At 51.8% G+C, this 26,928-nt stretch carries 22 protein-coding genes; 2 read left to right on the top strand and 20 right to left on the bottom strand.

Translation table 11 applies throughout. From position 1 onward, the window contains the following. Nucleotides 1-87: 87 nt before the first annotated feature. The 12 genes from yidD to adhE all read right to left on the bottom strand — a co-directional run bounded on the left by yidD (nt 88) and on the right by adhE (nt 17,645). On the bottom strand, nt 88-345 hold the full coding sequence (gene yidD, locus MHH82_RS10790; RefSeq protein ID WP_015734438.1) for a membrane protein insertion efficiency factor YidD: 258 nt from the start codon (nt 343-345) through the stop codon (nt 88-90). Beyond that, the gene (locus tag MHH82_RS10785; protein ID WP_009595022.1) at nt 342-812 is read right to left on the bottom strand and encodes a Fur family transcriptional regulator; all 471 of its coding nucleotides are present in this window, start codon (nt 810-812) and stop codon (nt 342-344) included. Before MHH82_RS10785 ends, yidD begins: the two co-directional genes overlap by 4 nt. Before the next feature lie 234 nt (nt 813-1,046). Next, nucleotides 1,047-3,779, bottom strand: a complete 2,733-nt coding sequence (locus tag MHH82_RS10780; RefSeq protein ID WP_015734437.1) for a copper amine oxidase N-terminal domain-containing protein — start codon at nt 3,777-3,779, stop codon at nt 1,047-1,049. Between the two features lie 155 nt (nt 3,780-3,934). Continuing rightward, entirely contained in the window at nt 3,935-5,575 is a 1,641-nt protein-coding gene (locus MHH82_RS10775; protein WP_036665757.1) for a glycoside hydrolase family 3 protein, read from the bottom strand. Between the two features lie 95 nt (nt 5,576-5,670). After that, on the bottom strand, nt 5,671-6,456 hold the full coding sequence (locus MHH82_RS10770) for a response regulator transcription factor (RefSeq protein WP_015734435.1): 786 nt from the start codon (nt 6,454-6,456) through the stop codon (nt 5,671-5,673). Further along, nucleotides 6,434-8,290: a cache domain-containing sensor histidine kinase gene (locus tag MHH82_RS10765; RefSeq protein WP_036665759.1), complete on the bottom strand. Its 1,857-nt coding sequence runs from the start codon at nt 8,288-8,290 to the stop codon at nt 6,434-6,436. The genes MHH82_RS10770 and MHH82_RS10765 overlap by 23 nt, the downstream gene beginning before the upstream one ends. A gap of 22 nt (nt 8,291-8,312) precedes the next feature. After that, nucleotides 8,313-9,140 (bottom strand): carbohydrate ABC transporter permease, encoded by an 828-nt coding sequence (locus MHH82_RS10760; RefSeq protein ID WP_015734433.1) that lies wholly within the window; start codon nt 9,138-9,140, stop codon nt 8,313-8,315. Next, nucleotides 9,140-10,024, bottom strand: a complete 885-nt coding sequence (locus MHH82_RS10755; protein ID WP_015734432.1) for a carbohydrate ABC transporter permease — start codon at nt 10,022-10,024, stop codon at nt 9,140-9,142. Before MHH82_RS10755 ends, MHH82_RS10760 begins: the two co-directional genes overlap by 1 nt. A 92-nt stretch (nt 10,025-10,116) precedes the next feature. Further along, the gene (locus tag MHH82_RS10750; RefSeq protein WP_015734431.1) at nt 10,117-11,475 is read right to left on the bottom strand and encodes an ABC transporter substrate-binding protein; all 1,359 of its coding nucleotides are present in this window, start codon (nt 11,473-11,475) and stop codon (nt 10,117-10,119) included. Nucleotides 11,476-11,698: 223 nt separating this feature from the next. Then, on the bottom strand, nt 11,699-12,424 hold the full coding sequence (pflA, locus tag MHH82_RS10745; protein ID WP_145035502.1) for a pyruvate formate-lyase-activating protein: 726 nt from the start codon (nt 12,422-12,424) through the stop codon (nt 11,699-11,701). 43 nt (nt 12,425-12,467) lie between these two features. Next, complete coding sequence (pflB, locus tag MHH82_RS10740) at nt 12,468-14,714, bottom strand: formate C-acetyltransferase (RefSeq protein WP_340965608.1); 2,247 nt, start codon at nt 14,712-14,714, stop codon at nt 12,468-12,470. 318 nt (nt 14,715-15,032) lie between these two features. Next, nucleotides 15,033-17,645: a bifunctional acetaldehyde-CoA/alcohol dehydrogenase gene (gene adhE / locus MHH82_RS10735; protein ID WP_340965606.1), complete on the bottom strand. Its 2,613-nt coding sequence runs from the start codon at nt 17,643-17,645 to the stop codon at nt 15,033-15,035. Nucleotides 17,646-17,919: 274 nt separating this feature from the next. On the opposite strand from adhE, the gene MHH82_RS10730 reads away from it, so the two are divergent. Both MHH82_RS10730 and MHH82_RS10725 read left to right on the top strand, forming a co-directional pair. Further along, nucleotides 17,920-18,645, top strand: coding sequence for a Crp/Fnr family transcriptional regulator (locus MHH82_RS10730; RefSeq protein ID WP_009595016.1), 726 nt, complete (start codon nt 17,920-17,922; stop codon nt 18,643-18,645). A 90-nt stretch (nt 18,646-18,735) separates the two neighbouring features. Beyond that, nucleotides 18,736-18,894: a hypothetical protein gene (locus tag MHH82_RS10725; RefSeq protein WP_009595014.1), complete on the top strand. Its 159-nt coding sequence runs from the start codon at nt 18,736-18,738 to the stop codon at nt 18,892-18,894. A 234-nt stretch (nt 18,895-19,128) separates the two neighbouring features. Here MHH82_RS10725 and MHH82_RS10720 read toward each other — a convergent pair whose 3' ends face one another. The 8 genes from MHH82_RS10720 to MHH82_RS10685 all read right to left on the bottom strand — a co-directional run bounded on the left by MHH82_RS10720 (nt 19,129) and on the right by MHH82_RS10685 (nt 26,908). Further along, a complete protein-coding gene (locus MHH82_RS10720) occupies nt 19,129-19,917 on the bottom strand; it encodes a formate/nitrite transporter family protein (protein WP_340965603.1) in 789 nt (262 codons plus the stop codon). 50 nt (nt 19,918-19,967) lie between these two features. Beyond that, the gene (gene nirD / locus MHH82_RS10715; protein ID WP_009595012.1) at nt 19,968-20,285 is read right to left on the bottom strand and encodes a nitrite reductase small subunit NirD; all 318 of its coding nucleotides are present in this window, start codon (nt 20,283-20,285) and stop codon (nt 19,968-19,970) included. A 94-nt stretch (nt 20,286-20,379) separates the two neighbouring features. Next, nucleotides 20,380-22,818, bottom strand: coding sequence for a nitrite reductase large subunit NirB (gene nirB, locus MHH82_RS10710; protein WP_340965601.1), 2,439 nt, complete (start codon nt 22,816-22,818; stop codon nt 20,380-20,382). 179 nt (nt 22,819-22,997) lie between these two features. Next, nucleotides 22,998-23,675, bottom strand: a complete 678-nt coding sequence (locus tag MHH82_RS10705) for a hypothetical protein (protein ID WP_009592828.1) — start codon at nt 23,673-23,675, stop codon at nt 22,998-23,000. A 183-nt stretch (nt 23,676-23,858) separates the two neighbouring features. Beyond that, nucleotides 23,859-24,179 (bottom strand): winged helix-turn-helix transcriptional regulator, encoded by a 321-nt coding sequence (locus MHH82_RS10700; RefSeq protein ID WP_015734425.1) that lies wholly within the window; start codon nt 24,177-24,179, stop codon nt 23,859-23,861. A 154-nt stretch (nt 24,180-24,333) separates the two neighbouring features. Continuing rightward, nucleotides 24,334-24,996 carry a uracil-DNA glycosylase gene (locus tag MHH82_RS10695; RefSeq protein ID WP_340965598.1) on the bottom strand — a complete coding sequence of 221 codons (663 nt, stop codon included), beginning with the start codon at nt 24,994-24,996 and terminating at the stop codon, nt 24,334-24,336. 177 nt (nt 24,997-25,173) lie between these two features. Further along, nucleotides 25,174-25,896 carry a ThuA domain-containing protein gene (locus MHH82_RS10690; protein WP_009592827.1) on the bottom strand — a complete coding sequence of 241 codons (723 nt, stop codon included), beginning with the start codon at nt 25,894-25,896 and terminating at the stop codon, nt 25,174-25,176. A 43-nt stretch (nt 25,897-25,939) separates the two neighbouring features. Continuing rightward, nucleotides 25,940-26,908, bottom strand: coding sequence for a sugar phosphate isomerase/epimerase family protein (locus MHH82_RS10685; protein WP_009592834.1), 969 nt, complete (start codon nt 26,906-26,908; stop codon nt 25,940-25,942). Nucleotides 26,909-26,928: the final 20 nt, after the last annotated feature.

Genomic DNA, 26,928 nt, shown 5'->3' with positions numbered 1-26,928 from the left:
GTCAAGGTGTGCATCGATCCAAGGCATCCCCCTGGCTGCGGGCGGCATGCTTTCGATTATCATCCATATGATACCCCAAAAAAATCGCTATTCCTCTGTCCATGAAGACGACATCTTATCCTTGCGCGGCGGGACCAAATCGATGCCTCCAGGATGAAAGGGATGACATCTCGCGATCCGCTTAGCAGCCAGCCAGGAGCCCTTCAGCGCACCATGCACCTCAATCGCTTCCAGGGCATATGCCGAGCAGGTTGGATAGAAGCGGCAAGTCGCCGGTTTCAGAGGAGAAATGAATTTCCGATAGAAGTGTATCGGCACCTTCACTACCCTGCGCGCCGTGCTCATGCCCGGCTGTCCCGATTTCCTCCACCGGCCTGCGAAGTTTCCTTATCGTTATTGTCCTTGCCGCAGTCCCGGCAGTATCCGAACACTTCGAATTTATGCTGGACCACCTGGAAATCGTCCGGTGCATCGGTCAGCTGCATCGGGCAGAAGGTAATCGGATATGTCTTCTGGCACTGCAGGCAGATCATGTGATGATGATGGTGTTCTTCGCTGCAGCGTCCCCGGAACTTGACGCCTTCCTCGAACACGACTTGCTCCAATACACCAAGCTCGTACAATACCCGAAGATTCCGGTATACCGTATCAAAGCTCAAACCGCTGTACTTCCGGCCCATATATTCGTATACATCCTTGGCCGTCAAATATCCAGGATGTTCCCCAAACAATTTGGCAAGCGTCTTGCGCTGATCGGTAATGCGCAGCCCATGTTCCGACATGGCGTCGATGATCTGTTCCGTCGTAAGCATACGCAATAACCTCCTCTACTTGAAGATACTCTCTCCTTATAATGCCTGAAAAAAATGACAGCGTCAATGAAAGCGGTTGTGAACAGGCAAACCGCCTGACAAGCAGCCAGGAGCTTGAAAGGCTAACAGACGGCATAAACCTGCCCCCTCCCTCGGCAAAAACCAACAAAAAGGACAGCCCGGGCCGTGTTTCGGCTGATGGGCTGTCCGCTTGTTGTTTATGAATAAATAGGATTAGTTCTTCACTTGCGGCAGAGGCTGGAGCAGTATGTTGATCGGCAGGCTGCTTCCCGGTGCTGCCGTAAACAGAATTTCCACCGTCTGCTCGTAATTTCCCGTACGATAGAGAACGGCGGCTTCATTCGGCGCAGATACCGCGCCACCGCTTGTGTTCGGCGTCTGAATGATGTTTCCGTTCACCATCATCGCGCCCATGTATTTGCCTCCGCGCGGATTCAGCGTGATCAGCGTATTGGGTGCTACGCGGTGCAGCTTGATTTTGTACAGAACGCCGAAGTTGCCGGCGTTGGATTGATATGAACCGTTAATGCCGTCATACCCTTCCAGGTTCGGATCGTTTGTCTTATCACCAAGCGCAAGACGCGTTGGCGTGTTGCCTACCAAATCATAGGATTCAATGATTCGCGTCGAGTCCGGGTAGGTTCCCCGGTTATGAACGCCATCGCTCGGGTGAAGCTTCAGGTATGGCAGTTTCTGGATCGGATCCTTGGCTTCATCGATCATGATGACATCATATCGAATCGGCGAATCCGAATACAGGTCGGCAAACATGGACAGCACCTGCTGATTCTTCATGGTTTGCGCGCTCAAATCTTGCAGGATGATCCGGCTTTCGCCAGGGGCGAGCGAAATCGTCTTGAATGCATCCGCTGACTGCATGGACTCGAGATAGCGCTGCACAGCCGCTTTCCCCGTAGCAGTCGGAATGTTGATCGGACCGCCCAAACCGGTATACTCGGTGGTCAGACGCGCCGTCATCGTGTTGATGTTGGTCGCTACGACATACATCTTCATGTTCTTCCCGGTTGCATTCAAGTGGTGAATCATGAAGCGCGTGCTGGCATTGCCGATCTCGCGATATACGATACCTTCCTGATAGACGGTTTCCGGAGAGTTGCTGCGAATCAACAGGTACGGCTCGGAGCTTCTCGTAATCGGCATCAGATTCCATGTCGGCACGGCCGATCCGTCAAACGTGTATTTGTCGCCGATGCCCGTAAATAATTGATTGAATTGATCGCGCGTATACAACACTTCGCTTGTTACGTTGATGATTTTCTCGTATGAGCTGGTCGCCCCATGCTTATCGGTCACGATCAACAGCACTTTATGCGGCCCTGCCGTAAAGAAAGCCTGATCGTTGTTTTCCCACTTAAACGTAATTTCATCGCCGGGATCGCTGTCATAACTCATGTTAATGTACGTAATTTTCTCGCCGATCTTGTATTGCTGTTTATCCGTGTCGAACATGGCCACAGGCGGCGTATTCGGTGCGGATACATGAATGCTCAAAATATACGGATCGCTCCACTCCCCGCTGGCGTCCTGTACCGAATAGGAAACCGTATGCACGCCAGGCTCGTCAAACACATCTTCCCGGCCTTCCCAATGCTCGTCTACGATAGCCAGGCCTGTCGGCGAATAGGCATTCGTCTTGTACGTTACCTTGGTTTGTCCGGCAAAGATTTCACCAGGCTGCACCGTAAAGGATGCCACCGGCTTGGAGCTCAGGCTCAGGATGATCCGCTTGTTCGGCTGGTCGACCCGGTAGGTGATGTCCAGCGCTTGCGTGATGCTGGTCAACGGCACCATAAACGTATTATTGGACTGGTAAGCCGGTCCCTTCATCGATTTTCGAACGCCGTTCACCGTGTATACGCTGCTGTTCGTCTTAAAGCGCAGTTCATCGTTACCTCGGATAATAATCGTTTCCTTTGTCTTTCCGTCATAGGTCAGCTTCAGGCCGACACGGTCGACGAGGGATCGAATCGCGACATAGGATACGCCATTCTTGACTGCCATAGGCTGTCCGGCGGTATACGCTTTTCCGTTCTGATACATCTTGTTGCTGTTCATCATCAGGATCAGGTCATTCGGACCGAGGTTCGGTATGTTCGGAACCTCGCTGCCGGATCCGCCGCCGCTGCTGCCTCCCGGCTGTTCGCCGCTGTTGCTGCCGCTGCCCATTCCGGACAGATCGAGAATCACCTTCTTCTCCGGCTGGTTCACCGTGTATGGAATATCAAGCGCTTGCGTTATCGCGGTCAGCGGTACCATAAATACGTTGTTGCTCTGGTAGGCAGGGCCTTTCATCGGACGCACCTGTCCGTTGACTTTATAATTGCTGCTTCCTGTCGTGAATCGGAGCTCATTGCCATCCTTAAGGATAATGGTTTCCTTCGTCTTATTATCGTAAGACAGCTTAAGTCCTGCCCGCTCCACCATGGCGCGTATGGCGACATAGGATACCCCTTGCTTCACGGCCATCGGCTGTCCCGCTTTGTACTGCTTGCCGTTATGGTACATCACATTGCTGTTCATCAGCAGCACCAGTTCGTTAGCAGCTGCATTGGTAATGCCGACTTCGGGCTTGCTTTCGGCCGGGCTTCCCTCTTCGTTCTCAGATACTTCATTATCGGAAGGATCGCTTGCCGAGTCCTCCTGCTGTTCATTGGGTTCAGAAGGTGTGGCATTCGGATCGCTGGTCGTGCCTTCGATTGAATCGGAAGGTGTTTCTGTTGGCGTTGCCGGCGTTTCCTCCGCTTGCTGCAAGTCCGTCTGTTGTTCTCTGTTTGCCTGGCCTTGTCCTTCCACCGGGGACTGCAGCGCTGGTTGCCCGTTTAGCGCCGGAGCTGTAACATCCGGTGATTCAGCTGCCACGGGAAATGCCATGGATACTTGGGCCGCGGCAAGGACTGTAATCATCGAGATTCGTTTGAAATTCATTCTCTACTCCTTTAAAACTCTCAGTATAGTCTGTCTGCCTCTATTGGACATACTATTAGACGCCGACTTTCCCGAAAAGTTGCTCAGAAATGGCTGGAAAATAGGAAAACCGGAGCATTCCTAGGCAGGAAGACTCCGGTTTGAGCAACCATTATTTAATTATTGACATAGTCCTGATTACCGGTCCAGCCGAGAGGATAGGTCTTGCTGATCCCTACCGGAAGCTTACCCTCAGGCCTAACTTTGCCAACCAATACACCCGCGGCGGCATTCATGTAGTAAGGCGTATTCTCGTAGCTGCACAAATACGCGGGAACTGGCGGAAGATCATTGATATCGTACGGATTGCGGGTTGCGACGATAACGAGCGTTACATCCTCAAGCTCGCTCAGCCTGCTTACAAGCTTCTGCTGACCTTGTGGAAGACGGCTCTCGGAGGTGTACGTAGCCACCACGATCTGCTTATATCCTTCCGCCGCTTTAACGGCCTGCTCTACCTCTTCGTCGGACATATCCGTCCCGACGCGCAGATCGTCTGCCTGCACGCCGTAACTTCTCAGGGCATCCCCTAGCGTGTAGCTCTTGCTCCATGCTTCGTCGACCTGGGTCGCCTGAAGCAGCTCCGGCCAGATTACGGCAACCGCCTGCTCTGGCTTAAGAGGCAGCTGCCCTTCGTCTTTTACCAGCGTGATTCCCCTGCCTGCGATTTGAGCGAGCAGCTGTTTGGTCTCTTCGGCAACCTCGCCAATCGGGTGGACGGGAAGCTCTTCAGCGAGTTTCGCATTACGTTGTTTGAGCGCCAAAATCCGATCAACGGCTTTGTCGATCAGCTCTACCGGGAGTCTCCCGCCGCGGACGGCCTCGATGACCGCCGTAATCGCTGCCGTCTGCTCCGACAGCGTATGGCTGACCAGCACGCAGTCCGCACCTGCTTCGATCGCGCGGATCGCACCTTCCGGAATGCCGTGCTCCTTGGAGATCGCATGCATCTCGAGGCAATCCGTCACGATCAAACCTTCGAAGCCCATTTCCTCCCTCAGCAGCCCCGTTAATACAGCATGAGAAAGCGTTGCAGGCAGATCACTCGGCTCAATGGCCGGGAAACTGACGTGAGCCGTCATGATGGCATCGACGCCGTCCTTGATCGCTTGTGCGAAAGGGAACAGTTCAACGCTGCGGAGCCGTTCCAAATCATGCGGTACGGATGCCCGCCCCAGGTGGGAATCGACGCTGGTGTCGCCATGCCCCGGGAAGTGCTTGGCTGTAGCGGACACCCCTTCTTCCTGATAACCCTTAATCGCCGCAGTCCCGAGCTCGGCAACGGCATGGGGATCTTCGCCGAAGGAGCGCACGCCGATAACCGGGTTGCGCGGATTGTTGTTGACGTCGAGGCAAGGCGCGAAGTTCATGTTCACGCCGAGCGAACGCAATTCGCGCGCCCCGATTTGCGCCACCCTGTAGGCATCCTCTGCGCTGCCCGCTGCTCCAAGCGCCATATTGCCCGGAATGCGGCTGATGCCTTCATGATCGATTCGTGCGACCATGCCGCCCTCCTGATCAATCGAGATCAGAAGCGGAAACGGTTGGCTGCCCGAAGCGAGCTGCTGCAGGGATGCCGACAGCTCGGCAAGCTGAGGCAGCGTCTTCACATTCCGGCGGAAATAGCAGATGCCCCCCACCTGAAATTGTTCGATCAGTATGTTGGCATGCTCATTCGGCGTCAATGCGTTGAAGCCGCATATAAACATTTGTCCTACCTTTTGCTCTAGCGTTAAATCTGCTGCCGTCCATTTCATTGATTCCAAACCTACTTTCTATCAATTTAGAGGACGCCGCAAGTCGGAAGTAGAAGACCTGATGATTATCTGCCTGCTTTCGTCCCATCAAAGACTCAGAGACTCGGCTCCCCGGACATTTCCCGGAATTCGGATGGCGTCATGCCGGTAGCCTTTTGAAATACCTTGGTAAAATACCGCCTCTCATGATAACCGACAAAGGAACCGATCTGTGCAATGTTCTTGTCGCTGTTCACTAACAGGAATTTGGCCGCCTCCATCCGCTGTCTCGTCAAATACTCCACGAAGGTAAGACCGACATGATTCTTGAACAGCAAGCAGAAATAACTGGAGCTGATGCCCAGATGCTCCGAAAGCTCCTCGATCCCCAAGTCCTGTCCCATGTGGGTGTTGATGTACTCTAGGGCAGACGATACCAATTGTTCGGGCGTTTTCTTTACGGCTTCGGGGTTCGGAGCCTCGTCGATCAGCGAAACGGTATTGTAATACTTTTCTTTCGCCCTCTTCTTGCGGATTTCCTCCCCGATCTCCCGAATCTTCATCTCAAGCTCCCCGTAATGAATCGGCTTGCTGATATAATCCTTAACCCCCAGCTTGATCGCTTCACGGGCGTATTCAAATTCCTGATAACCCGTCAGCAAAAAGATTTCTGCCCGGCTTCCTTTCTCCCGGATCTTCGTAATGAAGGTCAGCCCGTCCATGACGGGCATCCGGATATCGCACAGAATCAAATCCGGGTTATACTGATCCGCTACTTCAAGGGCTTCCATCCCGCTGCGGGCAAGTCCGACCACCTTCATGCCCATCTCTTCCCAAGGCAGAACCTTGCTGAGATTGTTCAGGATGGGAGCCTCATCATCAACCAATAATGCCTTCAGCATGCTGCCCTTCCCCCCTGTCATAATTGGGTATGACGCATTGTATAACGGTGCCGCCGGGGCGGCTGGAGCATATGAACAGCCCATAATAAGGGCCGTACTGAATTCTAAGCCGATCGGCCACGCTTCGCAGTCCAAGTCCCCGCCGTTCCTGGTTTACTTTCAGATTCTGCAGCGTCGTCTGATCGGGTACGCCATCCTCGGACACCATATACTCAAACATGGACAACTGCTCAGACGTCATGCCGAGTCCGTTGTCCTCCACCCGGATCACGACATTGCCGAGCTCCTTCCAGGCAGAGATGCGTATCCATCCCGTATAGGAAATTCCCTCGAAGCCATGCTGGATGCTGTTCTCCACCAGGGGCTGCAGCGTCAGCTTCAGGATGCGGCTGTGCATAAGCTCTTTCGGCACGTCGATTTCGTATTCGAACAGATCCTCGAACCGAAACTTTTGGATTTCAAGATAACTTTGAAGATGCTTGATTTCTTCATCCAGCGTAATTTCTTCCTTGTCCTGTATGCTGATCCGCAAAATGCTGGCAAGCCGGTACACCATCTCGCTGACCTTGCGCCCTTCATTCTGGACCGCAAGGACATTGATCGACTCCAACGTGTTAAACAGGAAGTGCGGCTTGATCTGTGCTTGCAGCACGCGCATTTCCGCATCGGTCTTCTGCCTTTGCTCCTTCTTGATCTGCGCGAACAGATTGTTGATCCGGTTCATCAAATTGTTGAACCCTTTCGACAGCAGCAGAAGCTCATCCTCGCCCTTCTCTTCCACTCTGGCATTCAAATCCCCATCCTCCACGCGGCGCATAAACCGCACGATGACGGCAATCGTGCCGGTAATCCGGTTCATGAACAGGCGGTTGAACACAATCGCGGTAACCAGACAGATCCCCATGATGACAAAAAACCATTTGGCAAAGGAAGTTACCTCTTGCGACAGCGAGTTCCAATCGGTCACCGAGACGATATTCCAGCCATAATCGTTCAGATGATAAATGGAAACGATATTTTCTTTGCCGTTAAACTTGGCTTTGAAGCTTTGATAGCCTTGCTTAAACTCAACGTCACGCTTCATGTATTGACTGATATTTTGACCATCCATGCCGTTCTGCGGGTCAAACAGAATGAAGCCTTCATTGTTGACCAGCATGAAGGAGGTGTTCTGCAGGTTGTTAGGGAGCGTCAGATTGCGGAAAATCTCCTCGAACTCCCATCTCTTGATCTGGACGACGAGAATTCCCAGCTTGCGGAGCGTCGTGACGTCTTTTATCAGCCTGATCTGGGTAAACACCGGATCCGCCCCCGTCAGTTCCGGAAATTCGTGCGGAGCCAGCCATTTGGGAATCCCGTTCAGCTTCACAACCTCTTCATATAAGGGACTGTTCTTAAACTGCTCATAAGGCAGCGTCCTGAAATCCTCTTTGCTGAATATCGGAATGGGTGCTGATTCTTTGTTGAAATGATATAGAAACGCATAACTGATGGCAGGGTGATTATAGAGGAGATTGCGAAAGCTTCGCTGCCTGTCGTTCAATTTCAGCTGGTCTGCATTGGATTCCTTAATCAGGTTCTGCGCATCGGGATCCTTGGCATTCAGCGCCATTGCGAAGACGGAGGTGGCAATCCCGTTATCCGTGACGTACTCCATCTCCTTGAACACGTTCAAAATGCTGTAGCTGATCGCTTTTAGCGAATATTCGGCTTGCTGGCTGTACTTTTCCTCAATCGAGTTGTAGGTAATAAAGAATGTAAATAGGCCCAGCACAAATAACGGAATAATAATGAGCCCTAAAAAGGCCGTGAATAGTTTGTTCCGCAAATTCATACGCATGCTCCTGCTCCTCGTATTACCCCTTGACGCTTCCTGCGGTGACGCCTTCAATGATTTTCTCTTGCAGAACGGCATAGATGATAAGGACCGGCAGCACGCTGAATACGATCCCCGCCGACATCTGGGCGTAGTTCATATTGTAAGCGTCCCTGAAACCGACCATTCCGACAGGCAGCGTTCTCAGTTCATCATTCGATAGGAAGTAGTTAGCAAGCAAGAATTCGTTCCAGTTACCCAGGAAATTGATGATAAACACGGTAACGATAGCCGGAACGGTCAGAGGTAAGATAATTCTAGCAAACAAGCCTCCGGACCTCAATCCGTCTATGACCGCGGCTTCCTCGATTTCACCGGGCAGCGACCGCATGAAGGCGGCCAGAATAATCACGGAAAACGGGATGGCATTGGCAACATAGGGCAGAATCAGGGCCATATGCGTATTCAGAATATCCAGCTGCCTCATGATGCCATAAATCGGCAGCAAGAGAGAGTTATTCGGGATCAGCATCCCGATCAAAATACATTGAAAGATGATCGCGCTGATCCGGTTGTATCTCATCCGCGTCACGGCAAAAGCCAGCATTGCCGCAAACAGGATCGATAAGCAGGCCGACAGAACGCCGATGTATAAGCTGTTCCAGAAATACGTGCTGATCTTGGCGCTCACCCAAGCGTTCACGTAGTTATCAAACACCAACGTGCTTGGCAATCCAAACGGGTTCGTTGCAATGGACTGGTTATCCACCTTCACGGATGAGAACAGGACGAACAGGAACGGATACAGAATGACGAGCAAATAAGCCATCAGGAAAATGTGCGGAATCAGTTTCTTTAGTGCCCTCATCAGTATTCAATCCTTTCGTTGCGTCTGGCGATCAGCACCTGGTAGAGCACCGTTACGATAATCGTGAAAAGGAAAATCAACACGGCGATCGAATTGCCGAAGCCATGCTTGAAACTCGTAATCGCGTATCGAATCATATATGTTGCCATAACGTCGGTGGAGCCGGCCGGCCCGCCCTTGGTCATAACCAGGATAATGTCCGCGGCTTTCATGGCTCCCGCAATCGAAAGCATGATCACAACGGAGATAATTGGCATTATTAATGGAAGCGTGATTTTGGTAGCCCTTTGGACGCCTGTCGCTCCGTCAATCGCCGCAGCCTCGTCAAGCTCCTTGGGAATGGACAGAATTGCGGCAAGCACCATCACAATGTAAAAGCCGGTCCATTGCCAAGCGTTCGTAATCAAGATGGCGATCATGGCCCATTTGCGATCCGACAGCCAGTAGATCGGCTCGATGCCAACCAATCCCAACATCTCATTCATCAGGCCAAAGTCCGGATTGTAGATGAATCCCCACAAAATGCCGATGACAGCCGTCGACATGATGGAAGGTGCGAAAACCGCTGTTTTATACAGCCCCTTCAAACGTTTGACGTTGGCGATAAGCAGGGAGAAAACCACGATGATCGGAACCTGGATCAAGCAGGAAAAAAGTATGAAATATACATTGTTTCGGACCGCCTTCCAGAAGGCATCGTCATTCAGGGCGGTCACATAGTTATCGAGCCCGATGTACTTCACGTCTTTGGAGATGCCGTTCCAGCTCGTAAAGCTGTTGTCAAACGCAGTGAAGATGGGATATATGAAAAAAGCCAGAAACAGCAAGAATGCCGGCAGCACAAAAACGATGTAAATCAGAGGGTTTCTCAGCGCTCTGTTCATGGTAACCTCCGTATTGATGTCTGATGTTGTTTAGGCGAAAGGGCACCCCCATATGCCTTTAGCGGGTGGTGCCCTTTCGTCTGGAATTTTAGTTATTCCTCTGAAGCATTAGCCGCTTCCTGTGCTGCTTGAACATTCTCCAGCATCTTCTCGGCATCGAGCTCGCCGCCGATCACCTGCTGGATTCCCATGCTCAGCGCCGTGTTTACGTCGGCTTGAACAAGCGCATCGAAAGCAGGGAAGGATTTGTTGATTTCGCTGACGCCTTTGAAAATGTCCTGCATCAGCGGATCATCCGACGTGGAATTCATCGTTTCCAGATCCATCTTCATCGCCGGCAGTACTCCGTCTTCCTTAAGCCCGCGCAGCTGCATTTCATCCGTCCACATATTTTTGATGAATTCTTTAACCGCTTGAAGCTTGCGAGGATCCTCTGCTACCGCCGCCGAGAAGCCATATCCGTTGTTAGCGTCCTGCATGACGATGACAGGGTCGCCCTCATTCACCGGAGGCAAATTGAAATATCCGATCTTGCCGACCATGTCGCCCGCTTGCGCCGGATCTCTAAATACGGAGTTCGCCCACGATCCGTCCATCATCATGACGGCTTCCCCGGTGATGATTTGATTTCTCATGTCCGCGTATTCAAAGCCGAGCTCGCCTTTTTTGAAGTACCCTTTCTCCACCCATTCCTGATGTTTCTTCACGCCTTCCACGACTTTCGGATCGGTCCATTTGGTTTCCCCGGTCTTGAAGCCGTAAGTTACCTCCGCTCCTGCATAATAACTCCACAGGTTATTCGTGGTCATGAGCGGAATCCATGCATCCTTGGAAGATTGCGCGAACGGAATTTTGCCGTCGGCCTTGATGGCTTCGGCGATCTGCTCAAGTTCCGCCAACGTTTTGGGTACGCTCAGACCTTTCTGGGCGAAGTAATCCTTGTTATAGAAAATACCTTCGATGGAACCGCCGATCGGCAATCCATAGATCTTGCCGTCATGCGTGAACGGGTCCAGTGTCGTAAATTTGTCCTTTATGCCGAGCTCATCCAGGATCGGGGTCAAATCGAGCATCAAGCCTTCTTTGGAATATACGCCTGCATCGGGGCTTCCGAATACGTCGAATACTTCCGGCGGCTTGCCGGCAGCCATCTCGCCTCTCAGCTTCTCTTTACGATTCACTTCAGAGTCTACAGCGTCCAGCTTGATTTTAAGCCCGGGCACCGCTTCTTCGGTTTTGCTGACCACATCGTTCAGCAATGCGAGACGGAACTTCTTGGATTCGCCTACTTGCGTATGGCGAATGGTGATTTCAAACGGCTCATTGCTCACCGTTCCTTCCGAGCCGCCCGACGGCTTTTCTGCCGCCTTGTCACCGCCGCCGCATGCAGACAAAAGCGTGGATGAGACGAACAAAAGCGACATGAATAATGCCAGACCCTTTTTCTTCATTGTCTTTGACCCTCCCGAAGTGTTTGTATATTGATAGGCGCTTTCCTTACATCTTCATTATAGAAAGCGATTCCACTTTACGATAGGTCGATATTTTTCTATCCAAGGGATAATATCCTCTACAAAAAACAATAACCCTTCCATAAAGAGGAAAGGTTATTGTTATTAATGATTACATATTGTGTTTAATATTATACAACTAAAATGAGTTCAAAACCGACGGCTATTTCTCGGGAATTTCGCCAATCAACCGGTAGGCGCGTGCGACTTCTTCCTCGGACGGTGAAGGTACGCCTTCCAACGGATAGGCCATGCCGAGCTCCTTCCATTTGTACACGCCCATCTGATGGTATGGCAGGATCTCGAACTTCTCCACGCCGCGCAGCGTGCGGATGAATTGACCGAGCCCCACCAAATCGTCCTCGCTGTCATGGATGCCCGGCACGTAGACGTGCCGGATCCACATGTTCCGACCATGGTCGGACAGCCAGCGGGCGGTCTTCAGCGTCCTTTCATTGGACTTGCCTGTCAGCTTGATGTGCTTCTCATCGTTGATATGCTTCAGATCAAGGAGGACCAAGTCGGTATGCTCCAGCAATTCCGATATTTTATCCGGCTCGTTATACCCGTTGCTGTCCAGGGTCGTATGCAAATTCCAGCGGCGCTTCACTTCCTTGAACAGCTCCGTGACAAAAGGATACTGCAGCGTCGGCTCACCGCCCGAAACGGTGAGTCCTCCACCCGATGACCGGTAGTAGCTCAGATAGGGCTCTATCTCTCGCAGCACGTCATCCACCGTCATTTCATGTCCTTCATGAAGTCCCCAGGTATCCGGGTTGTGGCAGTATTGACACTTCAGAAGGCAGCCCTGCATGAAGAGCACAAAGCGGATACCCGGACCGTCCACCGTTCCGAACGTTTCTATGGAGTGTACATGACCTTTTAGCATGGTGCGTCATCCTTTCTGTATCCGCTATGGTTGTCTTCCATCCTTACATCGATCCGTGGAAGGTACGGTTAATGACATCGAGCTGCTGTTCGCGCGTCAGTTTGACGAAGTTGACCGCATAGCCGGATACCCGGATGGTTAACTGCGGATAATTCTCCGGATGCTCCATCGCATCGATCAGCTGCTCACGGTCAAACACGTTCACGTTCAAATGATGGGCCTTGCTGCCAAAGTAGCCGTCCAGCATGGCAACCAGATTGTTTACCCGAATGTCGCTTTCTTTGCCCAGGGCTTTCGGCACGATCGAGAACGTATTCGAGATGCCGTCCAGACTGTCCTCATAAGGCAGCTTGGCCACGGAAGTCAGCGAAGCGAGGGCTCCCTTCTTATCGCGTCCGTGCATCGGGTTTGCGCCCGGCGCAAACGGCTCGCCTGCTTTGCGTCCATCCGGCGTGGTTCCTGTCTTCTTGCCGTATACCACGTTCGACGTAATCGTGAGCACCGATTGGGTCGGCATGGCATCGCGGTAGGCTTTGTGCTTGCGGATCATGCTCATGAAGGCCTCGACCAGTTCAACGGCGATGCCGTCCACGCGGTCGTCGTTGTTGCCGTAGCACGGGAAATCGCCTTCGATTTCAAAATCCACCGCAATCCCTTGCTCATTGCGTACCGGCTTCACCTTCGCATATTTAATCGCGCTCAGCGAATCCGCTGCTACGGACAAGCCCGCTATGCCGCATGCCATCGTACGCAGGATATCGCGGTCGTGAAGCGCCATTTCAATCCGCTCGTAGCTGTATTTGTCATGCATGTAGTGAATCACGTTGAGGGTATTCATGTAGAGTTTCGCGAGCCATTCCATCATCGGCTTGAAGCGCTTCATGACCTCGTCATAACTCAGAACCTCAGCGGTGATCGCCGGATATTCCGGTCCGACCTGGGCGCCGGATTTCTCATCCTTCCCGCCGTTGATTGCATACAGCAGCGCTTTGGCCAGGTTCGCTCTGGCTCCGAAGAACTGCATCTGCTTCCCGATGCGCATGGCGGATACGCAGCAGGCGATGCCGTAATCATCCCCATAGATCGGACGCATGAGATCGTCATTCTCATATTGGATCGAGCTCGTTTCGATCGATACCTTCGAACAGTATTTTTTGAAGGCCTCCGGAAGCTTCTCCGACCACAGCACCGTCAAGTTCGGTTCCGGCGCAGGTCCCAGATTGTACAAGGTGTGCAGGAAACGGAAGCTGTTCTTGGTTACTCTCGTTTCACCGTTCAACGACATGCCGCCGATGGATTCGGTCACCCATGTCGGATCGCCGCTGAACAGCTCGTTGTAATCCGGCGTGCGCAGGAACTTCACGATCCGCAGCTTCATGACAAAATGGTCTACCAGCTCCTGGGCTTTCTCTTCCGTCAGGATGCCTTCAGCCAAATCCCGCTGGATATAAATATCGAGGAAAGAAGATACCCGGCCAAGCGACATGGCAGCGCCGTTTTGCTCCTTGATCGCGGCCAAATAACCGAAATACAGCCATTGGAATGCTTCCTTCGCCGTATTCGCAGGTTTGGAAATGTCAAAGCCGTGCATGCCGGCCATTTCTTTCAGTTCCTTGAGGGCGCGCATTTGTTCGGACAGCTCTTCCCGCAGACGGATCACCGGCTCGTCCATAGCGTCCACTTCAAGCTCGCCAAGTTCTCTCAGTTTGTCCTGGATCAGCGCGTCCACGCCGTATAACGATACTCTGCGATAGTCGCCGATGATGCGGCCGCGGCCGTATGCATCCGGAAGACCCGTAATAATCCCGGCTTTGCGCGCTGCTCTCATCTCCAGAGTATAGGCATCGAATACGCCCTGGTTATGCGTTTTGCGGATGCCGTTGAAGATATCCACAACCGCCTGCGGCATTTCGAAGCCGTATGCGTTGCACGCATCAATCATCATCCGGATACCCCCGAAAGGCTGAATCGAGCGTTTGAACGGCTCATCGGTCTGCACGCCGACGACCTGTTCTTTATCTTTATCCAAGTAGCCAGGCTGGTGGGAGGTGATGGTGGAAGGCGTATGGACATCCACGTCCAAAACCCCGCCGTTATCCCGTTCCTTCTTGGTTAAATCCGATACGATATCCCACAGTGCCTTGGTGTTGTCCGTAGGTCCCGCCAAGAAATCATCAGAGCCATAATAAGGGGTAATATTCTCTGCAATAAAATCGTTAACGTCAATGCGCTTGGTCCATTTACCTGATTTAAAACCTTTCCAGCCAACTTCTTTTTCAATCACCGACATATTGAATCCCTCCTAGATTATGCTGCAGCTTGCAGGGACTGGCGGGGCCACACATTGATCTATCTCAGATCTTAAATGTGATTATTTTCACGATCAATGGCATCTCTGTCCCGCCATGTGCCTTCAAGCTTCTATATCAAAGATCTGAGATTCAGCTTTCTGCTACACCTTTATTGTAGTCCTGTTGATCCGCAGCATCTGTGATAAAAATCACAAAGTTATGGTAATCCGTGATTTTTATCACTCTGATTCCGGGCTCCCCTGGCTTCTACCACCATTTATAATGGAATTTAGGATCTACCTTCTGCCCTTTCCTGTTTAGAAACGTCCATAGAAGGCGTTGCGGTATACTTCTGCCAGCTCCGTCACCAGCGGCAGCTTCGGATTGCTGGTCGTGCACTGATCTTCGAAAGCCCGGTCCGCCAAATGCTCGACGTTTCTCTCGAAGTCCTGTGGATCGATGCCCAGCTGCTGGAACGATTCCTCGATGCCGAGTTTGCTGTTCAGCTCGCGGATGGCGGCGATCAGGCTGTTTACGCCCTCCTCCGTCGTTCTTGCCGGCAGTCCAAGAATCCGTGCGATCTCGGCATATCTTTCATCGGCCACAAAGTGGGTGTACTTCGGCCATGCCGCGAATTTCGTTGGCTTCTTGGCATTGTAGCGAATGACGTGCGGCATCAGTATGGCATTGGTCCGTCCATGCGCCGTATGGTACTGTCCCCCCCATTTATGCGCAAGACTGTGATTGATGCCAAGGAACGCGTTCGCAAAGGCCATGCCTGCAAGCGTCGAAGCATTATGCATTTTCTCGCGGGCGAGTTTGTCGCCGGTCAGCGCCGATTGCTCAAGATACTGGAACACCAGCTGGATGGCTTTAATGGCAAGCCCATCCGTGTAATCGCTAGCCATCACCGATACGTAGGCTTCAATCGCATGCGTCAGGACGTCCATGCCGGTATCGGCCACCGCCGTTTTAGGCAAGGTGTACACGAATTCCGGATCGATGATCGCCACGTCCGGCGTCAGCTCATAGTCTGCCAGCGGGTATTTGGTATTTCCCTGCACTTTGTCCGTGATGACGGCAAACGAAGTTACTTCCGAGCCCGTTCCCGACGTTGTCGGAATGGCTACGAATTTCGCCTTCCGTCCGAGCTTCGGATATTTATAGACCCGTTTGCGGATATCCATGAATTTTTGCTTCAGGTTGTTGAAGTCCGTATCCGGATATTCATAGAACAGCCACATCGCTTTTGCGGCATCCATAGGCGATCCGCCGCCAAGGGCGATGATGCAGTCCGGCTGGAACCGTTCCAGCATCTCCGTACCCCGTTCAACGGTCGTTGTCGAAGGATCCGGCTCGACTTCCGAGAACACCTCGATGGCTACCGGCAGTCTGCGCTGACGCAGGTAATGCTCTACCCGCTCCACATATCCCAGCTTCACCATCATGGGGTCGGTTACGATCGCGACGCGGGTGATGTCAGGCATTTTGGCGAGATACTGCGTCGAGCCTTTTTCAAAGTAAATTTTGTCCGGCACTTTAAACCACTGCATATTCACGGTTCTGCGGTTCACCCTTTTCACGTTGATGAGATTGACGGCCGTCACGTTCGACGACGTGGAATTCCGGCCATACGAACCGCAGCCGAGCGTCAGCGATGGCAGGTTCGTGTTGTAGATATCCCCGATGCCGCCTTGCGAGGAAGGCTGGTTGACCAGGATGCGGCAGGTCTTCATGCGATCCGAGAATTTCAGGATGACGTCCTCGTTGTGCGAGTGGATGACCGACGAGTGGCCCATGCCGCCAAAAGCAACCATCTCTTCGGCGCGCGTGATGCCCTCTTCCGCGTCTTTCACTTTATAACAGGCCAGCACCGGGCTCAGCTTCTCGGCGGACAACGGATAAGCAGGACCGACTCCCTCCAGCTCGGCGACCAGGATCTTGGTGCTTTCCGGCACCTCAAAGCCGCAAGCCTCGGCAATCTTGGCTGCCGGCTGTCCGACGATGGTAGGATTAACGGCGCATTTATCCGCTACCATGGCATGCGCAGTCAGCTTCGCCAGCTCTTCCTTGTTCACGAAATAACAGCCGCTGGCGATCATTTTTTTCTTCACGTTATGATAGATCGGCTCCTCGATAATGACCGCTTGCTCGGATGCGCAGATCATGCCGTTATCAAACGTCTTGGATAGGATCAAGTCGTTCACCGCTTGATCGAGGTCCGCGCTCTTCTCGATGAAGCACGGCACGTTGCCGGGACCTACGCCGAGGGCTGGCTTGCCGCAGCTGTATGCTGCTTTGACCATCGCCGATCCGCCCGTAGCCAGAATGCAGGCGACGTCCGGATGGTTCATGAGTGTATTGGTTTTATCCATGGAAGGAGCCTCGATCCACTGGATGCAGTCGGCCGGAGCGCCTTGTTTCACGGCGGCGTCCCGCAGGATGAGCGCGGCCTCCCTGCTGCATGCCTGCGCGGATGGATGGAAACCGAAGATGATCGGGTTTCTTGTTTTGATGGAGATCAGCGCCTTGAATATGGTGGTCGAGGTCGGATTGGTTACCGGTGTGATCCCCATGATGATCCCGATCGGCTCCGCAATTTTTTGGAAGCTGTCATAGGCATTGTCTTCGATGATACCTACCGTTTTGTCGTACTTGATGCTGTTGTGGATATACTCCGTGGCAAACAGGTTTTTGATGATTTTGTCTTCATACACGCCGCGGCCCGTTTCTTCAACCGCCATTTTCGCCAGCTGCATGTGCTTCTCAAGCCCGGCCATGGCCATGGCCTGCACAATTCCGTCGACTTGCTCCTGATCGAGTTTCATAAACTTTTCTTTTGCCCGATTCGCCTTGTCGATCAGACCTTGAATGTACTCTGCTGCCGTTTGTCCCTTCACTTCAACCGTTGTTCCTTTGCTCACAGCCATATCTCTCATCCTCCCATGGTTCATGTTCTTTCTGTCTACGCTTCGATCGTAACACAGACGCTTCTTAAATCATGTGAAATATTTCACAATATTAAAATTTATCTTTTCTGTGTGATTTATACCTGTCTTTTCCCTCTTTCAAGTGAAAGAGATCACAATGTTTGAAAATTCGCCATGATTTCCCTCTTGTTCCGCCCCACAAGTGAATGTTTTCACGTTATAATGTATTTAAAGATTAAACAGATCAAATTTTAGGATGTTAGGGGATACCACCATGAAAACTGTAGACCATGTAATGGAAATCGAAAACTTAGGGAACACGCAGTGCTTCTCGGAACAAAACCGCAACCGTCTGCTGGTCACCATGAAGGAAAGGGTACTCCCTGAAGGATCGCATTTGTTCTGGGAAGGCGACTTCGCCGACAAGCTGTACTTCGTTAAACAAGGAAGAATTAAATTGACCAAATCGACGGATGAAGGCAAAGAGCTTATTCTATATATGTACCATCCTGGAGACATGGTCGGGCAAGCCGATCCATTCTTCAGCAACAACCACAGTTTTTCGGCAGAGGTGCTTGAGGACAGCGTAGTCGGGGTCATCGAGCACAAGGATCTGGAGCTGCTGATCTGCCAGCATTGCGACTTCGCGATTGATTTCATGAAGTGGATGGGTATACACCACCGCATCACGCAGACCAAATTCCGCGATCTCATGATGTACGGCAAGCCCGGCGCATTAACGTCGACGCTGATTCGTCTGGGCAATACCTACGGGCAGCATCAAGAGGATGGCACCATTCTCATCAACAAAAAGATCACCCACACCGATCTTTCGAACATGATCGGGGCCACCCGCGAAAGCGTGAACCGGATGCTGAGCGACCTTCGCAAAAAGGACGCCATCGAATATGCCGGCGGCATGATTGTTATCAAAGATCTGCCGATGCTGCAGGAAATATGCCACTGCGAGCTGTGTCCGAACGAAATCTGCCGGATTTGATCCGCCTAAAGCCCCTTTGGTGCATAATATATGGGCATCTGCTTACAATAAACCTTGTCTTTCCAAACCAAATCAAAGGGAGTGCTCAGCATGCGTGAAGGTTTGATTCCTGCTGTTCTTGGAACCGTGGTTTCTGCTTCGGGTGCCGCTCTGCTTTGCAGCAGGTATAAATTTGCTGCAACCGGTATTCTAGGCTTCGGACTGGCTCATATGGTGCTTGGTGCGATTGACCTGGTGGAACATCGGTAAACGATTTGGAAGGCAAGATTCTCACGGCTGTCCTTTCAGTTCAATGACTGAGGAGGACAGCTTATTTATGCTATCGCCCTCCTATTTGTATACAAAAAAAGAAACCGTTGCTTGGCAAATGGACGAATGACAGACCATTAACCAAGAACGGTTTCTTTGTTTATTCATCAGGTTGGACTTCATCTGACAATGAACTAGGAGGATGGAATTCCTCCGTTACACCCCAATCATAGCCTACTTTTGCTTGCTCCCCTTTCCCGAAGAGATAAACCAGTAAGCCATGCCTACAAACAACCCGCCGCCAATGATATTCCCCAGCGTGACCGGCACCATGTTGCTGATCCAGCCGCTGATGGATACCGTCTCGGGATGTCCCGGCAAAATCGTCGCCAGCGTCAGAAGCGACATGTTCGCTACGCTATGCTCATACCCTGTCGCAATGAAGGCAAACAGGCACCACCATATTAAAATCAGTTTCGTGGTTTCTCCTTTGGCCCGAATCCCCATCCACAGGGCCAGACATACAAGCCAGTTACATAATATGCCTCTAAAAAACAGCTCCATGAACGGATCGTTCATTTTCTTGGCTGCTGCCGTGAAGATGAGATGATCGGGCGGCAGCCCTTTGAACAGGCCGGAAGCATAAACCAGATAGCTGAGCAGGATCGCTCCCGCCAAATTGCCGATAAACACAAGTCCCCAGTTTTTCAGCGTGTCCCCCATCGTCGTTCGTTTCGATAACGTGCTTATCGTAAAAAACATATGATTTCCGGTGAACAGCTCTGAACCGGCAAACACAACCAACGTGAGCGCAATCCCGAATGCAGCTCCCATGACGAGGGACTGGAAAGGCGAACCGGCGGCTGCCAGCGGCGCGCCCAGCTTAAAGATCAATACGATCCCAATGCCGACATAAGCGCCGGCCAGCATGGCCGATACCATGTAGCGCAGCAAGTTGTTGTTCATCTGCTCTTTTTTCGCGACCGCGGCATTGACGACGGCTTCCACATCATTGTTAAACATGGGTTACCACCTCTTGGTTTCGTCTGAAATTGAAGCTGCTTATTACGGCCTTATACACCTACCTCAACCTTTCCGTCCACGGCGCGAACCGGATATATCCGAACTTGGCCCTTATCCGGAGCCTGCACAAGCCCTGTCGAAAGCTCGATCTTCCAATCGTATAACGGATCGTAAATGTAATGCCCGGATACGATGGCTTCGGCTAACGGACCTCCTTTGGGATGCGGGCTTTTATTCTCCAAAGCAAACCATTGATGATCCGAGGTCCGGAAGACGGCAATCTCCCGGTCACCGATTTGGACCACCCTTCCGAGTTGCGACAGAAATTCATGTTCATTCCCTACCGTGATATAAGTTCCGGTTTCCATAATGCGCAGCCTCCACTTCTCTTGTTCGATTCCCATCCAAGCAATAAGCTCTCTGTAATCCGGCAGCCAAGGGGGGAACCGTTCTCCCCCTCGATTACTTGCTGCCGACCGGTCTTGCGTCCTGGAACAGCGTATTGCGCAGCTTATCGTCGTTCAGCACTTTCTTCCACGGATCTTCCACTTGCTGCAGGGCCAGCTCAATTCTTTCCACCAGCTCCTTACGCTGTTTAGCATCATCAAGGACCGCCGCACGGATTTGTTCCAGTCCCAGACGCTCTACCCATTCCGACGTTCTCTCGAGGTACTTGCCGGTTTCACGGTAGTACTGCATCAAGGCGCCGCAGATCTCGATCAATTCCTCGTCCGTCTTCACTTTACAGAACGAATCGGCCAGGCGTGCCTTCGTTCCGCCGTTGCCTCCGACGAATATCTCCCATCCGCCGTCATTGCCGACGATCCCGATGTCCTTCGTGCACGATTCGGCACAATTTCGCGGACATCCGTTGACCGCCATTTTAAACTTCGCCGGAAAATCCAGCCGCTCGAATTTCTCCTCGAGGAATGCACCCATGCCCATCGAATCCTGCGTGCCGAAGCGGCAGAATTGGGAGCCTACGCAGGTCTTGACGGTCCGCAGCGATTTGGCATAAGCATAACCGGACGGCATATCCAGCTCTTCCCATACGCTTGGCAGATCTTCCTTCTTCACGCCGATCAGATCCAGTCGCTGTCCGCCGGTTACCTTAACGACCTTAACATTGTATTTAAGCGATACGTCCGCAATTTTCTTCAAATCCTCCGGCGTGGTAACGCCGCCGTACATTCTTGGCACTACCGTGTAAGTGCCGTCTTTCTGAATGTTGGCGTTCATCCGCTCGTTGACGAAGCGGGACTCCCTCTCCTCCTGATGGGTCACCGGATTCAGCATAGCCAGATAATAATGGATGGCGGGACGGCATTTCGAGCAGCCCTCAGGGTTGCTGAAGTTCAGAACATGCATGACTTCCTTCGTCGTAGTCAGCCCCTTGGCGCTGATTTCGGCGACGATTTCGTCCCGGTCGAGCGTGGTGCACGGACATATGCCTTGTTTGCCTGCCGTCTTAAAGCCATCGCCCAGTACGCTCTGAAGGATTTGCTCCACGACTGGCTTGCAGCCTCCGCAAGAACGGGTCGCTCCCGTGCAAGCTTTGATTTCGTCCACCGTCGTGAGGCCTTGAAGCGTCACGGCATCCACAATGGCCTTTTTGGTTACGCCGTTGCAGCCGCAGACGATTTCATCGTCGGGCATCTTATCCAGCGAGAAGGCCTTGCCGCTTCCTTTCCCTGCACATTCGGTCCCCATGATCGAATGATAGATCTCCTCGGTCATGGCCGTCTTTTTGCGTATCATGGATTGAAGGCTGGCCGAATCGCTGACATCCCCAAACAATATCGCGCCGACGATGATATTGTCGCGCAGCAGGATTTTCTTATAAGTCTTGCGCCAATCGTCCTTCGCCACGATCACCGAGTGCTCAGCCTGCTCCATGAATTCTCCTGCGGAGAATACATCAACGCCGCTGATTTTCAGTTTCGTCGATACGATGCTGCCCTCGTAAGGCTGGCCGTCCACGCCGCAGAGATGCTTGGCAAGAACCTGTCCCTGCTCGAACAACGGCGCAACCAGGCCGTAGCATGCCCCCCGATGCTCGCAGCATTCGCCGACCGCATACACGTCCGGCCAGGAGGTCTGAAGATAATCGTTGACTACGATTCCCCGGTTCACTTCGATACCGCTCGCTTGGGCTGCAGCAACGTTCGCTCTGATACCCACGGCCATGACCACGAGTTCCGCTTCAAGCTCATCTCCATCTTTGAACCGCAGCCCCGTGACTCTCTCATCGCCCATGATTTCCGTGGTTTGTTTGCCTAATAAGAACCGGATGCCCTGCCGCTCCAGCTCCCTTTGCAGCATCCCCGATGCCATGGAATCCAGCTGGCTCTCCATCAAATCCTGCATGAGATGAACCACCGTCACCTCCATGCCCAGGCTGACCAATCCCTTCGCGGCTTCCAGACCCAGCAACCCTCCTCCGATGACGGCCGCTTTCTTGTATGCCTTGGCGGCTTGAAGCATCTGTGTGCAGTCGGCGATGTTTCGAAATCCGATAACTCCCTCTTTGTCACTGCCCGGTACAGGCAATATAAAAGGCTTCGAACCTGTAGCTATAATCACTTTGTCATAATGAACCGTCAATCCGTTATCGGCCGTTACAACCTTGCGCTCCCCGTCGATGGCGGTGACGGTCACACCCGTATGCAGGTTGATCTGATTGTCCTCGTACCATTTCCAGTCATTCAATACGATGTCGTCCAAGGTTTTACTGCCTTCCAGCACATAGGACAGCATAATGCGATTGTAGTTCGGGTGAGGCTCCTGTCCAATGACGGTGATGTCAAATTTCCCACCCAATTTAATGATTTGCTCGACCGTGCTTATGCCTGCGATACCGTTGCCAATGACAACCAACTTTTCTCTCTTTATATTGGACATCGTTTGATTCCTCCCCAACACGTGATCTGGTGCTCGTGTATTTCACTGCTTACAAGTAAATTATATCGTGTAAAGGCATATATTTTTGTGATTTATTTCACATTGATCTTTAAAATTTAAATAAAAATACCAAATAACCCTGTCCGATTGGAACAAGGTTATCCTAAAAAGACGGCCTGCTATATGATTTCGGCTTCCATATAGGCTCGTTCGCCGCCGGGCACTTTTAAATAGGGACGAATTCCGGCAAATCCCCCCGCATCCAGGTTCACCCCGGTCATCCAGTTCCCCTCCAAAAGGCCTCCTTCCGACTGCATGATGACGGCAGGCGCCTCGATATGCTCCTGGTACAGTACGATGCCTGCCTGAATGGTCTTATAGGCTTTTCCTTGCTGCACCAAAGGCACGGCACTAATATACGTAGGCACAAAATAATGGGCGATCACGTCCAGCTCCTCCCCGTCGAAGAACGCTTCGCTGCCAAGGAAGGGATGCAGCATCACGATTTTCTCGTAGAGCGACCAGATGATCATATGCAGGAATCTTCCCATCCGTCCCTTATTCTGCTCGGAAGACGAATTCAATGTTTCGGTTTCATAACCAATGAACTTCCATCCGCCGGGAGCCTTGACCCATTTCTGGAACATGTCGACCCGAGCGGTGCCGTCTTGGCTAACGGATGCTACAGCGTCTGGGCTTGTTCCACACACGGCCGACCACAGTGATTCCGGTACATATTGGCTCAGCACCCGCTTGGTTTTCTCAAATATATGAAGCACTTGTAATGAAGCGTTTTCAAGCTCTGAGATGTCCTCTTGTCCATAATGGAACCGGGAGATATTCGTTCGCTTGATCATGGGCTCGCCTCCTTGATATGCCGCCTGGATTATTACATCATATAGAAGGTGCGTCAGCTTGGTGCATGTCCGGATATTTTTGCAGGACGAAACGAAAAATCAGCCATTCTGGTTAGAAAAAAAACCCTGAAATGAGGATATCTCATGCCAGGGTTTAATCGTCAACGGGAGTCTTAAGATGACTCATCTGTCGATCCATTGTTCTGCCCAGGATGAAATTTGCTCCATCACCGGACGCAGTGCTTTGCCTTTTTCAGTCAGTTCATATTCAATACGTACCGGAGTTTCCGGATAGACATGACGAATCAGTATGCCTTCGCATTCCAAATCCTTCATCCGCTCGGAGAGCATTTTATCGCTCATGGACGGAATCAAATTCGAAATATCCTTAAAGCGCTTAGGTCCGCTCATCAGCGTTTGAATAATCAAGCCGTTCCACCGTTTGCCCAGAAAAGAAAAGGCCGATTCGAAACGGGGACACATCGTAACATTTGTAACTTCCATATCCCTTCACCTCTTTACGAAGTCACCTTGTTTATAGAAACTCATAAGCTTACCCAGAAATCTAGAAAACTTACGAATTGTAAGTATGTTTCATTTTAGCATATTTTCGAGAAGCTGAAAACCTCCTAGCCCCTTTTTCCCAGAAAATCAGCGCTTATCCCCCTAATATCCGAGCCAAAATATCCAAATCGTCCTCAATCAAAGTGGATAATTTCCTATTATACAGCACCGCCGCTGGATGGAACAGAGGGAATATCTTATAGGTCTCCGGTGAAAACACATAGCCTGCTCCGGGATTTTCCGGATCTGCCGCTTGCTGAACCGGTCCCTCCATCAGCTTGCCGTGCAGCGACGTCACCGTTTCATGGCTTCCGATTAACCGGTGCAGCGCGGTATTTCCCATTGGTGCCAGGATGTCCGGGCACACCCATCGGATCTCTTCATCAAGCAAAGGCGCATGCGCCAAAATTTCCGCCTTGGTCGGCGTGCGATTCGATCGGCTGATGACATTCTCGCCCGAAGGCCTCACGAGCACTTTATCCTTGTAGGGCCTGCTTCGCATGGAACTGGTAATATATACCTGGTCCCTCGTCAGTTTCAGATGTTCCAGGTACGCGTTCATCTCTTGTCCGGCCTGCCCTACAAAAGGTTTGCCTTCCAAAACTTCATGAGCCCCGGGCGCTTCCCCGATGAACATGATTTTCGCAAAGCGGACTCCCCTTCCGAGCAGGAAGCCCTCAACGGGTTGATGGACGAGCCTCGCCCGGCATATGGCGATGGTTGCGGGATCTACAGGTGCGCTTTGTACTTCGTTCATGTGTACAGCCCCCCTCTCCTATATCATACAATACCCCATATTCACGTATATTCTATCCCCAGCCGGCAAAAAACATTTCGAAAAAGCAGCTCCAACATACCAAAAAAACGAGCCGAACAAGGACTGTACCTTGAACGGCTCGTTCGTTGATGATTAAGATAATGCGCTGTTTATAGCTTAGACTAAAACGGGAAGCGCGCGAACCGGCTGACTGTTGCCGAACGTTTGCTTGCCTGCCGTAGAATGAGCCCAGTTAATCGCATTGGAGATCACTTTCAGCACTTCGGGGTTGTAGTAGGTTGGATAGGTCTCATGCCCTGGACGGAAGTAAAAAATGTTCCCATGCCCGCGTTTGAATGTGCATCCGCTGCGGAACACTTCCCCGCCCTCGAAATTGCTGACGAATACCAGCTCATCAGGGGCCGGAATGTCAAAGAACTCCCCGTACATTTCCTCGTGCTCGATGATGATCGGTCCCGTAATTCCCGCCGCAATCGGATGCGTCGGATTCACGCTCCAAATAATTTCCTGTTCTCCTGCTTCGCGCCACTTCAAATCGCAGCTCGTGCCCATCAAAGCTTTGAACGGTTTGGAAAAATGTCCGGAATGGAGAACGATCAGTCCCATACCATCCTGCACGCGTTTTACGACCTTGCTTACAATTTCGTCACTAACCTGGTCATGAGCCATATGCCCCCACCACAACAGCACATCGGTTGAATCCAGTACATCGTCCGTCAATCCATGCTCCGGCTGGTCGAGCGTCGCCGTTCTAATGATGAAATCCGGATTTTGCAGACCCTCCGCCAAAGCTGTATGAATGCCCGTCGGATAAACGCTCCGAACCTCATCATGGATTTTCTCGTGCACGAATTCATTCCATATGGTTACGTTAAGCATGTTGCTGTTCCCCCTAATTGCTTATTCGTTATTCTCTACGCTGTTAGACCCACCACATTTCTCCGAGCGGCTCTTCGATCAGCACTTGCTGAAGGTTTTGCACCGCTTTGGAGAAGCCTTCTTCAACGGACATCAGTCCGTCTTCATGTTCAATGCTCACGACATAGTCATATCCAACCAGGCGAAGAGCACTCATCATATCCGCCCATTCCTTCACATCGTGTCCGTAACCTACGCTGCGGAACTGCCAAGCGCGATCCAGCATGTTCGCATACGACTGCATATCCGTGAGACCGTGTTTGTTCACGTTAATCGGATCAATGCTTGTATCCTTCGCGTGGAAGTGGTGGATCGCTCCTTCGCGGCCCAAAATTTGAATCGCTTGAACAGGATCAATCCCTTGCCACCACATGTGGCTCGGATCCAGGTTGGCACCGATCACTTCGCCTGCGGCTTCGCGCAAACGGAGCAGCGTGCCCGGCGTGTGAACGGAGAAGCCGCCGTGCAGTTCCAAACCGATTTTGACATTGCGGTCTGCCGCAAATTTACCCCACTCGGTCCAATAAGGAATGACCTTGTTGTCCCACTGCCAAGTCAGGATCTCTTGATAGTCGTTAGGCCAAGGCGCTACCGGCCAGTTCGGGTATTTGGCATCCTCGTGGTCGCCCGGGCAGCCGGAGAATGTGTTGACAACAGGTACTTCAAGCTTTTCGGCAAGCTCCACCGTTTTTACGTATGTGTCATGGAATTCTTTTGCGATTGCCTTTTGCGGATGAAGCGGATTGCCGTGGCAGCTCAGTGCGCTAATGATCAGCCCGCGGGATTCCACCGCGTTTTTGAAGTTTTTCAGCGCGGTTTCATTCTCAAGCAGCTCGACCGGGTTGCAATGTGCATTTCCGGGATAACCGCCTGTTCCGATTTCAACTGCTTTAAGGCCCTTGGATGCCACGTAGTCCAAAGCATCCTCCAGTTTACGTCCACTCAGCAATACCATAAATACGCCTAATTTCATTGTATAACCTCCTGGTTTAG

It is taken from the genome of Bacillus sp. FSL K6-6540 (genome assembly GCF_038007545.1).
The sequence above is the reverse complement of the archived record's forward strand: the minus strand, read 5'-3'. Positions and strand labels throughout refer to the sequence as shown.

Bases quoted from the DNA above. Each gene is read 5' to 3' on its own strand.
- yidD (WP_015734438.1), bottom strand. From the start codon at position 345: ATGAGCACGGCGCGCAGGGTAGTGAAGGTGCCGATACACTTCTATCGG.
- MHH82_RS10785 (WP_009595022.1), bottom strand. From the start codon at position 812: ATGCTTACGACGGAACAGATCATCGACGCCATGTCGGAACATGGGCTG.
- MHH82_RS10780 (WP_015734437.1), bottom strand. From the start codon at position 3,779: ATGAATTTCAAACGAATCTCGATGATTACAGTCCTTGCCGCGGCCCAA.
- MHH82_RS10775 (WP_036665757.1), bottom strand. From the start codon at position 5,575: ATGAAATGGACGGCAGCAGATTTAACGCTAGAGCAAAAGGTAGGACAA.
- MHH82_RS10770 (WP_015734435.1), bottom strand. From the start codon at position 6,456: ATGCTGAAGGCATTATTGGTTGATGATGAGGCTCCCATCCTGAACAAT.
- MHH82_RS10765 (WP_036665759.1), bottom strand. From the start codon at position 8,290: ATGAATTTGCGGAACAAACTATTCACGGCCTTTTTAGGGCTCATTATT.
- MHH82_RS10760 (WP_015734433.1), bottom strand. From the start codon at position 9,140: ATGAGGGCACTAAAGAAACTGATTCCGCACATTTTCCTGATGGCTTAT.
- MHH82_RS10755 (WP_015734432.1), bottom strand. From the start codon at position 10,024: ATGAACAGAGCGCTGAGAAACCCTCTGATTTACATCGTTTTTGTGCTG.
- MHH82_RS10750 (WP_015734431.1), bottom strand. From the start codon at position 11,475: ATGAAGAAAAAGGGTCTGGCATTATTCATGTCGCTTTTGTTCGTCTCA.
- pflA (WP_145035502.1), bottom strand. From the start codon at position 12,424: ATGCTAAAAGGTCATGTACACTCCATAGAAACGTTCGGAACGGTGGAC.
- pflB (WP_340965608.1), bottom strand. From the start codon at position 14,714: ATGTCGGTGATTGAAAAAGAAGTTGGCTGGAAAGGTTTTAAATCAGGT.
- adhE (WP_340965606.1), bottom strand. From the start codon at position 17,645: ATGGCTGTGAGCAAAGGAACAACGGTTGAAGTGAAGGGACAAACGGCA.
- MHH82_RS10730 (WP_009595016.1), top strand. From the start codon at position 17,920: ATGAAAACTGTAGACCATGTAATGGAAATCGAAAACTTAGGGAACACG.
- MHH82_RS10725 (WP_009595014.1), top strand. From the start codon at position 18,736: ATGCGTGAAGGTTTGATTCCTGCTGTTCTTGGAACCGTGGTTTCTGCT.
- MHH82_RS10720 (WP_340965603.1), bottom strand. From the start codon at position 19,917: ATGTTTAACAATGATGTGGAAGCCGTCGTCAATGCCGCGGTCGCGAAA.
- nirD (WP_009595012.1), bottom strand. From the start codon at position 20,285: ATGGAAACCGGAACTTATATCACGGTAGGGAATGAACATGAATTTCTG.
- nirB (WP_340965601.1), bottom strand. From the start codon at position 22,818: ATGTCCAATATAAAGAGAGAAAAGTTGGTTGTCATTGGCAACGGTATC.
- MHH82_RS10705 (WP_009592828.1), bottom strand. From the start codon at position 23,675: ATGATCAAGCGAACGAATATCTCCCGGTTCCATTATGGACAAGAGGAC.
- MHH82_RS10700 (WP_015734425.1), bottom strand. From the start codon at position 24,179: ATGGAAGTTACAAATGTTACGATGTGTCCCCGTTTCGAATCGGCCTTT.
- MHH82_RS10695 (WP_340965598.1), bottom strand. From the start codon at position 24,996: ATGAACGAAGTACAAAGCGCACCTGTAGATCCCGCAACCATCGCCATA.
- MHH82_RS10690 (WP_009592827.1), bottom strand. From the start codon at position 25,896: ATGCTTAACGTAACCATATGGAATGAATTCGTGCACGAGAAAATCCAT.
- MHH82_RS10685 (WP_009592834.1), bottom strand. From the start codon at position 26,908: ATGAAATTAGGCGTATTTATGGTATTGCTGAGTGGACGTAAACTGGAG.